The organism is uncultured Porphyromonas sp. (assembly GCF_947254915.1).
GTDB lineage: Bacteria > Bacteroidota > Bacteroidia > Bacteroidales > Porphyromonadaceae > Porphyromonas.
In genome coordinates, this window is record NZ_CAMYEZ010000077.1 from 1 (window position 1) to 10,773 (window position 10,773).

At 53.1% G+C, this 10,773-nt stretch carries 7 protein-coding genes and 1 pseudogene; 7 read left to right on the forward strand and 1 reads right to left on the reverse strand.

Annotation, left to right across the window (positions count from 1 at the left end):
- The 6 genes from Q0X57_RS05615 to Q0X57_RS05640 form a co-directional block, all read left to right on the forward strand.
- Nucleotides 1–818 (forward strand): OadG family transporter subunit (locus tag Q0X57_RS05615; RefSeq protein ID WP_297728828.1); only part of this gene is annotated, 818 nt, incomplete at its 5' end.
- Between the two features lie 31 nt (nt 819–849).
- Nucleotides 850–2,004, forward strand: a complete 1,155-nt coding sequence (locus Q0X57_RS05620) for a sodium ion-translocating decarboxylase subunit beta (protein WP_297728831.1) — start codon at nt 850–852, stop codon at nt 2,002–2,004.
- A gap of 230 nt (nt 2,005–2,234) precedes the next feature.
- The gene (gene ftsH / locus Q0X57_RS05625; protein ID WP_297728845.1) at nt 2,235–4,256 is read left to right on the forward strand and encodes an ATP-dependent zinc metalloprotease FtsH; all 2,022 of its coding nucleotides are present in this window, start codon (nt 2,235–2,237) and stop codon (nt 4,254–4,256) included.
- A gap of 108 nt (nt 4,257–4,364) precedes the next feature.
- Entirely contained in the window at nt 4,365–5,198 is an 834-nt protein-coding gene (locus Q0X57_RS05630; RefSeq protein WP_297728834.1) for a phosphatidate cytidylyltransferase, read from the forward strand.
- A gap of 153 nt (nt 5,199–5,351) precedes the next feature.
- Nucleotides 5,352–6,485, forward strand: coding sequence for an oligosaccharide flippase family protein (locus tag Q0X57_RS05635; RefSeq protein ID WP_297728837.1), 1,134 nt, complete (start codon nt 5,352–5,354; stop codon nt 6,483–6,485).
- A gap of 25 nt (nt 6,486–6,510) precedes the next feature.
- On the forward strand, nt 6,511–8,043 hold the full coding sequence (locus Q0X57_RS05640) for a hypothetical protein (protein ID WP_297728840.1): 1,533 nt from the start codon (nt 6,511–6,513) through the stop codon (nt 8,041–8,043).
- Nucleotides 8,044–8,154: 111 nt separating this feature from the next.
- Here Q0X57_RS05640 and Q0X57_RS05645 read toward each other — a convergent pair whose 3' ends face one another.
- On the reverse strand, nt 8,155–9,972 hold the full coding sequence (locus Q0X57_RS05645; protein WP_297728842.1) for a Na/Pi cotransporter family protein: 1,818 nt from the start codon (nt 9,970–9,972) through the stop codon (nt 8,155–8,157).
- A 222-nt stretch (nt 9,973–10,194) separates the two neighbouring features.
- Between Q0X57_RS05645 and Q0X57_RS05650 the strand changes: the two are divergent.
- Nucleotides 10,195–10,773, forward strand: a pseudogene (locus Q0X57_RS05650) (nucleoside kinase); the annotation flags it as partial.

Sequence of the window (10,773 nt, forward strand, 5' to 3'; positions counted from 1 at the left end):
ATGTAGATAACTACATAGACAGCTACGGCAAGCGTAGCCCTTGGATCGAAATATACAACTCCTCGGCGGGGACAATTGACCTGGCGGGATGCTTCCTGACGGATGATCCGCAGAATCTGAAGAAGTACATGATCCCCAAGGGAGACATACTGACGATCATCAAGCCTCGACAGAGTGTGGTATTCTTTGCTGATGAGATGCCTCTGCGGGGTACTTCCCACTTGAACTTCACCTTAACGCCCGAAGCTCCACACTACTTGGCTCTAGTCAGTAGCGATGGCTCCTCTATCATTGATGAGGTGGAGATACCCGCAGCAATCCCTGCTGATCACTCCTACGCTCGTATCGATGATGGTGTGCGGACGGTAGCTCCTGCGAAGGCGTGGCATATCACGCAGCACACGACGCCGGGCTCCAACAATGTGGTCAAGGACAAAAACGAGAAGATCAACCGCCTACAAGAGGCTGACCCCAATGGCTTCGTCATGACGGTCACTGCTATGCTGGTGGTCTTCTTGGGTCTGCTAATCCTCTTCCTAGCCTACAAGCTGATTGGGATCGTGGCAATGCGCCTTGAGAATCGCAAGCAGGCGCTCTACAAGGCACCTCACAGTGAGTCTACAACGACCGCGAGTACGACAGAAGATCCGCTCGTGGCGGTCGCCATCTCACTGGCTCTGACGACGGAGCTAGAGCTGGGCGGTGGTGAGGCTCCTGGACAACTAACTATACGTCCTCGCACGCAGACTTATGAGCCGTGGAGTGACAAGAGTCAGATGATGCGTCCTACGGTGGAGTGCAAGCGTCTGAAAGCGTGATACGAACCTAAGCGATTAACGAGATAGCCTTATGAATTTCTGGAACTTCCTTGTTGACAATATAGAGATCTTCTCTACCTACACTGGCTTTGCCAATGTGACGACGGGTCACGTAATCATGATCCTGGTCGGTGCCCTATTTATCTTCCTCGGCATACGCTTTAGGTTCGAGCCTCTGCTCCTGATCCCGATAGGCTTTGGTATGCTGATCGGCAATATACCCTTTAAGGATGCGGGTCTACAGATCGGCATTTACGAGGAGGGCTCTGTCCTCAACATCCTGTACCAAGGAGTGAGACAGGGGTGGTACCCTCCACTGATCTTCCTCGGTATCGGAGCGATGACGGACTTCTCAGCACTGATCTCCAATCCTAAGCTGATGCTGATCGGTGCGGCTGCGCAGTTTGGTATCTTTGGTGCTTATATGATCGCCTTGCAGCTGGGCTTCGAGCCAAACGCTGCAGGTGCTATCGGTATCATCGGCGGTGCTGATGGCCCGACGGCTATCTTCCTTTCGTCCAAGCTGGCACCCGACCTACTCGGTGCGATCGCTGTCTCGGCTTACTCCTACATGGCGCTGGTACCGATCATACAGCCACCCTTCATGCGTCTGCTGACAACTAATAAGGAGCGACGCATCAGGATGAAGGCTCCCCGCAAGGTGTCTCGTGTAGAGCGTATCCTCTTCCCGATCTTTGGTCTGCTCCTGACGGGCTTTCTCGTTCCCTCGGGCTTGCCTCTACTGGGGATGCTCTTCTTCGGTAACATCCTCAAGGAGAGTGGCGTCTGCGATCGTCTAGCTCGCACAGCTCGTGAGCCACTTATTGACGTAATCACCATCCTACTAGGTGTGACGGTGGGAGCCTCAACACAGGCTACGCACTTCCTCACGCTTGACTCGGTGAAGATATTTATGCTCGGTGCGCTCTCCTTTATTATAGCCACCTGCTCGGGGGTACTTTTTGTCAAGGTGATGAACCTCTTCCTCAAGGAGGGCAACAAGATCAATCCGCTGATCGGCAATGCGGGCGTGTCGGCTGTCCCTGACTCGGCTCGCATATCGCAAATCGAGGGCGTCAAGTACGACCGGACGAACTACCTGCTGATGCATGCGATGGGACCGAATGTGGCTGGCGTCATCGGCTCGGCCGTAGCTGCGGGTGTCCTCCTCGGCTTCCTCTCGTAAGGCTCTACGGGTAGTCCCGCTGTCGGGGCACGAAGTCTCTAGTAGGTTATTTTGTATCTTTGCGGGCAAAGGTGTGCCAAGAGGTCTACTAGGGGCGTTGTGGTACGCTTTTTGAGAGGTGAACTAGAAAGAGAACATAGATGAATAAGCATATTAAAAACCCTCTGGGTGCTCCTACTCCTGACCCTCAGGGTTCTGACCCACGACGTGGCAAGCGTCGCTTTAATCCGATGTGGATCTACCTGTCGGCTGTACTCATACTGCTCATGCTCTTTTTCTTACCGTCCGAGCAACCGACGAATAGTAAGGAGGTGGGGTGGACTGAGTTCCAGCAGTTGCTCCGCAAGGAGGTCGCTACCAAGGTAGAGGTCAACCAAACGAAGGGAGTGGCTGTCGCTACGATCAATCCTAAGAAGGTGGGGCTGGTCTACAGCGAGCAGGAGCTGCAAAACTTGGAGCAACGGGGCTTCCCCTTTCGCATTACCCAGACTCAGTATAAGGTCAAGTGTGTCCCCCCGTCGGTAGATCGTTTTGACGAATTTGTTGAAAAGGAGGGTATCGCTGTAGCAGTCCAGTATAAGACGGATAGTGCCAGCTTTTGGATAGTCCTCCTCAACTGGGCTCCGCTGATTCTAATCCTTGTCTTTTGGATATGGATGTTTCGCCGTATGAGCGGTGGTCCTGGAGGCAAGGGCGGTGGTCCTGGCGGGGTCTTCAATGTGGGGAAGTCCAAGGCTAAGCTCTATGACAAGAATGAGTCGCACGTCACCTTCGACGATGTGGCGGGACTCCACGAAGCTAAGCAGGAGCTACAGGAGATTGTTGAGTTCCTCAAGAATCCCGACAAGTACACCAAGCTAGGCGGTAAGATCCCCAAGGGAGCGCTCCTCGTAGGTCCTCCAGGGACTGGTAAGACGCTCTTTGCGAAGGCGGTCGCTGGCGAAGCGCACGTGCCTTTCTTCTCCATATCGGGTTCGGACTTCGTGGAGATGTTCGTTGGTGTAGGCGCCTCCCGTGTTCGTGACCTCTTCAAGCAGGCGAAGGAGAAGTCGCCCTGTATCATCTTCATCGATGAGATCGACGCTGTGGGGCGTGCTCGTAGCAAGAACGCCGGCTTCAGCAGTAATGATGAGCGGGAGAACACTCTCAACCAGCTCCTCACCGAGATGGACGGCTTTGACGGTAATAGCGGGGTGATTATCCTCGCAGCGACGAACCGTGTGGACATCCTTGACAAGGCGCTCCTACGTGCTGGGCGCTTTGACCGCCAGATCTACGTAGACCTACCCGACTTGAACGACCGCAAGGAGATCTTCCTCGTACATATGAAGGGGCTCAAGCTAGGCGCAGACGTAGATGTGGATCAACTATCGCGACAAACGCCAGGCTTCTCGGGAGCTGACATAGCAAACGTCTGCAACGAGGCTGCGCTCATAGCGGCCCGCCACGACAAGCAGGCGATCGAAAAGCAAGACTTCATGGACGCTGTGGATCGTATCATCGGCGGTCTGGAGAAGAAGAACAAGATCATCACCGAGGACGAGCGTCGTAGCATCGCCATCCACGAGGCAGGTCATGCTACCATCAGCTGGATGACGGAGTATGGCAATCCTTTGGTCAAGGTGACCATCGTGCCTCGTGGCAAGGCGCTTGGCGCTGCGTGGTATATGCCCGAGGAGCGTCAGATCACCCATACGCAGGTGCTTCTAGACGAACTATGCTCGCTACTGGGCGGTCGTGCGGCTGAGGAGCTTTTCCTCAAGCGTATCTCGACGGGTGCTGCCAATGACCTAGAGCGTGTCACCAAGCTCGCCTACGCTATGATTACCTACTACGGTATGAGTGACAAGCTCCCCAACATCAACTACGCCGACTTGCAGAGCGATGGCTATACATTCCAAAAGCCGTACAGTGAGGAAACGGCAGTCATCATTGACCAGGAGGTTTCCAAGCTCATTGCCACACAGTATGCTCGTGCTAAGGAGCTCCTGACACAGTACGCTGAGCAGCATCACAAGCTGGCTGAGCTACTCCTAGAGCGCGAGGTGATCTACACAGAAGATGTGGAGGCGATCCTCGGCAAGCGCCAGTGGACCTCCCGCTCGGACGAGATCGATGCGCTCAACGAAGCAGCCCGTGCCCAGCGCCAAGCTAATGCTACCCCTCCGCCCTACATTAAAAAGGAGGGGGACCACACTACGCCCGCTTCCTCAGAGGAGAAAAACGATGAGGAGCCTGCAGAAAGCGAATAGTCCTATCTAGACAGTCGGACAGAGATACTCACCCACGGAGCGTCTCTCTGCCCGACTAACTTATTAAGTCCTACGCAACTCACGACAATTACTGAACACAACGCTACCATGTCGAACTTCACCACTCGCCTTGTCTCGGGAACTATATATGTAGCACTCATCGTGCTAGTCCTAGCCCTCTCCATAGTTTGGGGATTATGGGTATTGCTCTCCTTCTTTGCGGTGGCAGGGCTCATCGAGTTCAATCAGCTCACCCGAGTCAACCGCCCCTACATCTTCCGCATCGTGCTAGACTGCGCAGCTGCCGTTTGGCTCCTCTACGCCACGGCACAGAGCGGTATGGCGATCACCCTTGGTCTAGGCATCTACATTCCTTACATGCTCTACCTCCTCTATGTCGTCTGTCGCTCCACATTCCTCCCGCACAAGGACATGCTCCCCAGTCTCGGCAACAGCCTCATAGGCCAGCTCTACATTGCCGTCCCCCTTGCGCTGGCCATTAGGCTAACCCTTACGATCAATCCCTTCTTCCCCATAACGCACTACAACGGGATGCTCCTGCTCGCCATCTTCATCTTCATATGGGTCAATGACACGGGTGCATACCTCGTCGGCTCACGATGGGGCAAAACACCCTTGGCACCAAGCATCTCTCCAAAGAAGACCGTTGAGGGCTCCATCGGAGGACTCCTCCTCGCCCTCCTCTCAGCGGTCATCCTGCGCCTGCTCCTATTCCCAGAGCTAAGCTGGCTGAGCATCTTGCTCATCGCTGCGGTCGTCGCTATCTTCGGCACCATCGGGGACCTCTTTGAGAGTAGCCTCAAGCGTCAGGCAGGTGTCAAGGATTCGGGCAAGCTCATCCCAGGTCACGGAGGCATCCTCGATCGCATAGACAGCCTGCTCCTAGCTGTGCCTGCCGTCTACCTGCTCCTCGCCTTCTAGCAAGAAGATGCAGTGAACTCATCACAACGCACACCAGAAACAAGCGGATCAATACTTCGTGAAGGACTACGCTTGATAAGCTCTGGTGTAGCAGGTCAATTAGTAGCTCTGATTCTACTCTCTATCGTAGGACGTCAATACCACGAAGAGACTATGGGCGTGTTGGGAAGCTTCCTCTCCTGGGGAGGACTGCTCGCCATCATAGCGTGTGGACGCTACGAACAGGGGATTGTGGTAGCGACACGCAAGGAGGAGTCAAATCTACTCTATCACTTAGCTCTGCGCATAGCTCTTTACTTTACCATCGGCGTACTCCTGCCGCTATCTCTCTGCGGAGGGCTCTTTCTCTCGGCTACGACTCCGATCGGGTGGACGATATACCTACTCCCCCTTTATGTACTTCTCTTAGCTTGGTACAATGCCTCTGCACAGTGGCTCCTGCGACAGCAACAATACAAGCGTCTAGCTCAAATGCAACTAATCAAAGGAGTCGGGAACAATCTACTCAAGGTACTCTTCGGACTTCTGTCCGCAACTGTCGGATCGCTCATCGCTGCTCAACTGCTCTCCATTTTTGCCCCCTACTCTCTCTTTGCACAGGCACTCCGTAAGGGGCTTCGCAAGCCGACGGAGGGATCAGTGATACAAGTAGCTAAGCAATACCAAGGCTTCCCTCGCTATGGCTTGACACAAGCTCTAGTAGACAACCTCTTGGGGAGCCTGCTGATACTAATGCTTCCTCTACAGTTTAGCTCCCGGGAGGTGGGCTTCTTAACGATGGCTATTATGCTAGGACGTCGCCCTCTACAGCTCATATCTGAGAATCTAGGCAGTGTGTACTTTGAGAGGATGAGCAAACAGGTTAGAGAGCGTGCACCTCTCCGTCCGATGGTACACAAGCTAATTGCATTAACCCTCCTCTTCGGAATACCCTTAGCGCTACTCCTCGCTCACTATATGACACCTCTAGTTACACTCGTGGTGGGCGAGAGATGGACGTGGTCAGCTTACATTATCACATGGATGCTACCGATGCTGATCCCCAACTTCGCCACCTCTATACTCAACGTACTGCCCGACATCTTCGGCCGTCAAAAGGCCAATATGACGGCCCAGATTGTAATGCTAGTATTTGACCTAGTCGTCATAGTAGCTGGCTTTTCGTTCTTTACCTTTGAGCAATTTATCCCCTACTTCTATCTTCTCATCACACTAGAGCAGGTAATCTATCTTCTCTTCTTACTTTACTTCGTATGGCATTATGAACGCACACGAGTCGTCTCTTAGTGGACACGCTACTGGATTTGCATTTTTGGACCCTAGCGACAAGCTCCTTGATGCCGAAGCCCTGACACGCTACTTTGCTTCGCTCACAGACGCCTCGGATTTACGCCTCCGAGCATCTGCTCTCAATGGGTCTTGGAGCTATTACTCTAGTCAAGATACGCCTCAGGACAGGGATGCGTTTGCCATCGTAGACCATCGCTCCTCACACGCTCTCTACTACCGAGTAGAGGATGGTCGCATACGCATCTGCGACAACGGGTTCAAGTTGCTTCACCACGATGAACCGCCTATACCAACGACCGAAGAGGACTGTCTCTTCTTCTCAGAGTGGGGCTTCACGCCCGAAGACCATACGCTACACCCAGACATACACCGTATCCCAGCTGGGTGTGGCATCCACTTTAAGGCGACTACAGGGAGCATTGAGACCATACGCTACGACTCCTGCTGGTATGAAGGGGAGCCTCTCTCTGTAAGCTATACTGAGGCACAAGACCTCTTCCGTACAGCGTGGCATACAGCGGTACAGCGTATGCGTGCCGTCTTGACAGGACATCCAGTGATACTACCTCTCACGGCAGGACGAGACTCTCGTTTGATAGCTCTTGCTCTTAAAGAGATTGGGCTCACGCCTATCACCTGCACCTACGGACGTACCGAAGATGTGTACGAGGTGGCAAGAGCTCGAGAGATAGCTCAGACTCTGGGCTTCCCGCATCGCTACTTCTGCACAATACCTGAGGGATATGGGCTCAAAGGCTACACAGCCGATGCCGATGTCATAGACTATCTGCGCTACATAAGTGGATTGGGGTCGGGATACTTCTTTGGCGAGTACTCTACAGCACGAGCTCTAGCAAAGGAATATCCTACAGCTATAGTACTACCTGGACACAATGGAGATGTCATCGGAGGAGACAATCTACATTTGAGATTCTTCAACGGGATGCGTAGAGAAGCAAAAAATGCACGCTTACTTTGCTTTCACGAGGGGGGCAATCGTAAACTTAGATGCTCAGAGGTCCATCAGCTGGCGAAGATACATAAGCAAATGTTCGCTCAATATCCACATGTTGCAACGGGAAAGGATTTATTTGAGCTGTTTCGCAATAGAGAGATTATGCCGAAGTACTATATCAACTCGTCACGAGGATGGCGTTACTTCGGTCTCAACGTGTGGATGCCCTTTATCGACAAGGAGCTATGCCATATAATGCACCGCTTACCAGCCAGCTATCGCATAGGCAAGCGACTCTATGAAGAGGTAACAGACCAGCTCTTTCAAGAGGCTGGGATAGCATTTGACGATGATGTCTCTATGTACAAGAGGTATCAACAAAGCTCCTACAGAATGAAGCAGTGGGTTCGTCCCTATATAATGTATCTTCGCACACGCATACCGCATCCGCTTTTTGCAGCCGATGACCCCTTAGGATTTCGTGAGCTAATGTCTGGCGCTCTATACCAATCGGTCCTTAGATACGTACCTTGGGAAGCCACCTCTACGAATGGACTATCCTTCGCTTGGTGGCTCTGGCTACACAAATGTCTATCGTAGTAGCCACCCGCCTTTATTCATACTCTTTTGAGGTAATACAAAGGAAAGCTACTAGAACCGAACAGACACAGCTCCCCGATAAGGTCCAAATCTTCAAAGGATTTTTCTCTCCTATCCCTTGGTAGCGGCCTGGACGACGTTGAGCACGTAGTCACCCAGCTGCTCGTAGTAGCCTACGAGATCCATATAGCTTACAGACTCGGGGTAGTCGTACTTCTGCGTACGGACGTTGTCCATGTTTTGCGCTTTCAGCAAGGTGCGCAGGTCGTTGAGTTGCTTCTCCAGTGTATAGCTCTCACGAGCGTCCGCCTCCGAGAGCTTGTCACGACGGAGTAGCTCAGACATCTTGAGAGCCGTCTTCGTAGCAATCACATGGATCTGGAGGAGGTTGTTTCGTACCATATCGGTGTAGCTCTTACCGAGCTGGTGGTAGCGATTGATCTCACGCGCTATACCCACAGCCGCATCGGCTACACTCTCTATCTCGGTCGCCACACGATAGTAGACGAGGATGTCGCTCTGCGACTCCCTACCCAGCTCCGTGTGAGAGATCTTGTTGAGGTAGTCCGCTATCTCGACCTCGACGGCATCAGATATATCCTCCTCTTGCTCGCACTTGTTGTAGAGCTTCTTGAGGTCTACGGGGTTGTCCGTCTTGAGCATACCCTCACAGTACGACATCATATGCGTGACTCGACTAGCGTACTCAGCCAATTCTTGCTGCACCTGTAGTAGCCCGATCTCACCCGTCGGGAGGATACCAGCACGGATGTATCGTAGGTGCGTTTGCTCTGTAGCCCCCTTCTTAGACTTCTTCACAGGGATAGCGCGCTGGCAGATCTTGACGTAGACTGGTACGAACCAAATCATGACGAAGGCGTTCAGCAAGTTGAAGGTAGTGTGGAATAGTGATAGACCTATCGAGACCGTCGTAGCCAGGCTCATGATCTGCGCCTGTGCTGCTGCTAGAGCTGGATCGGCTAAGGTATCTGTCGAGGCGATGGCACTCATGCTCTCTGGGTCGTAGATCTGAGTGAGCTGAGAGGTGTAGGCATATAGCTCACGAGGATCTCCTACGCCCATATTGACGAGCCAGTTGGCGATCATATTGGTAAAGGGGAAGAAGAAGATCAAGACGAGTAGCACGCCAAAGACATTGAAGAGCAAGTGAGAGAGCGCAGCACGCTTCGCATTGACATTGGCTCCGAGGGCTGCCAGATTGGCCGTGATGGTAGTACCGATGTTTTCGCCTAGGATCATCGCCGTAGCGATCTCAAAGGGGATCCAGCCCTTCGAACACATGATGAGTGTGATCGCCACGGTGGCACTGGACGACTGCACCACCAGCGTCATAACCGAACCGATCAAGAGGAAGAGCAGGATAGACCCAAAGCCCATATCGGTGTAGCCCTGCAGGAAGGCGAGCGCCTCGGGATGGCTCTGCAGGTCGGGCATAGAGTCTTTGAGAAACTGCAAGCCGAGGAAGAGGAGCGAGAAGCCGATGAGAAACTCACCGAGCGAGTTAAGTTGCTCTCGCTTCATATAGATAAGCGGTATAGAGACGGCAAAGAGCGGTATCGCAAAGGTCGATATATCTATCTTAAAGCCAAAGAGCGTGATAACCCACGCTGTGACAGTCGTACCAATGTTGGCACCCATAATGACCGAGATCGCCTGTCCTAGCTGGAGGAGCCCCGCATTGACAAAGCTAACGACCATCAGTGTCGTAGCGCTAGACGACTGTACCAAGGCTGTCACCAAGACACCCGTGAGGAGCCCTAAGACTCGCCAAGAGGTCATCGCTGAGAGGATCTGACGCATCCTATCGCCCGCAGCCTTTTGGATGCCTTCGCTCATGATCTTCATACCAAAGAGGAAGAGTCCTAGCGAGCCCAGCAGATAGATAAAGTCAAACAGAGTAAACGTCATGAGTATATCGTTGTTTGTATATCATTATCGAGCGAAAGCCCCCCACACCCAAGCTATTGCTCAGGCTAAAGGCGCATAGTCATACCGCATTCCTATGCGACTAAGCCATCTCGTGCCACTCATGATAGTCGCTCGGTGATAGCTATTTTGTAACTTCGCAACGCAAAGGTAGCGATTTTAGACTGCCTAACCTAACCTTTTGGTTCAAATTCCCACATTCTTATGGAGAATCTATCTATATACTGCACCAATCTCGACGAATACCTGAGCGTTCCCCCTGGAGCCACGCTCTATCAGATAGCTCAGAGCTACCGCACGACGCTCGGCTTCGAGCCTGTCAATGCACGAGTCAACAACCTTACCGTAGCACTCGACTGGAGGCTCCGCGAGTCCTGTCAGGTTGAGTTCGTCGGCCTCACCGAGGAGAGCGGTCGGCACACTTATCTGCGCTCTCTCTGCCTTCTCTTTGCCAAGGCGCTCCACGACGAGCTTCCCCACTACCATCTGAGCGTACGCCACTCCCTCTCGGGGGGCTACTTTAGCGTAGTCAAGTGTGGCGACAAGGGGATTACCGAGGAGCAACTAGCCCTCGTCAAGCGACGCATTGACCATCTCATTGCTGCAGACCTGCCCTTCGAGCGTCGCACCGTGCCTGCCGAGGAGGCCGTGCAGATCTTTACCGCCATGGGAGAGATGGACAAGGTAGATCTCATCACCTCCAGCGGACAGCCCTACGTCACTTACCACTATCTCGATGGCTATCCCGACAACTACTACGGCTCCCTACTCCTCTCCACAGGA

What these genes read in the sequence shown, in the direction of transcription:
- ftsH (WP_297728845.1), top strand. Translation starts at nt 2,235, where the DNA reads ATGTGGATCTACCTGTCGGCTGTACTCATACTGCTCATGCTCTTTTTC.
- Q0X57_RS05635 (WP_297728837.1), top strand. Translation starts at nt 5,352, where the DNA reads ATGGGCGTGTTGGGAAGCTTCCTCTCCTGGGGAGGACTGCTCGCCATC.
- Q0X57_RS05630 (WP_297728834.1), top strand. Translation starts at nt 4,365, where the DNA reads ATGTCGAACTTCACCACTCGCCTTGTCTCGGGAACTATATATGTAGCA.
- Q0X57_RS05645 (WP_297728842.1), bottom strand. Translation starts at nt 9,972, where the DNA reads ATGACGTTTACTCTGTTTGACTTTATCTATCTGCTGGGCTCGCTAGGA.
- Q0X57_RS05620 (WP_297728831.1), top strand. Translation starts at nt 850, where the DNA reads ATGAATTTCTGGAACTTCCTTGTTGACAATATAGAGATCTTCTCTACC.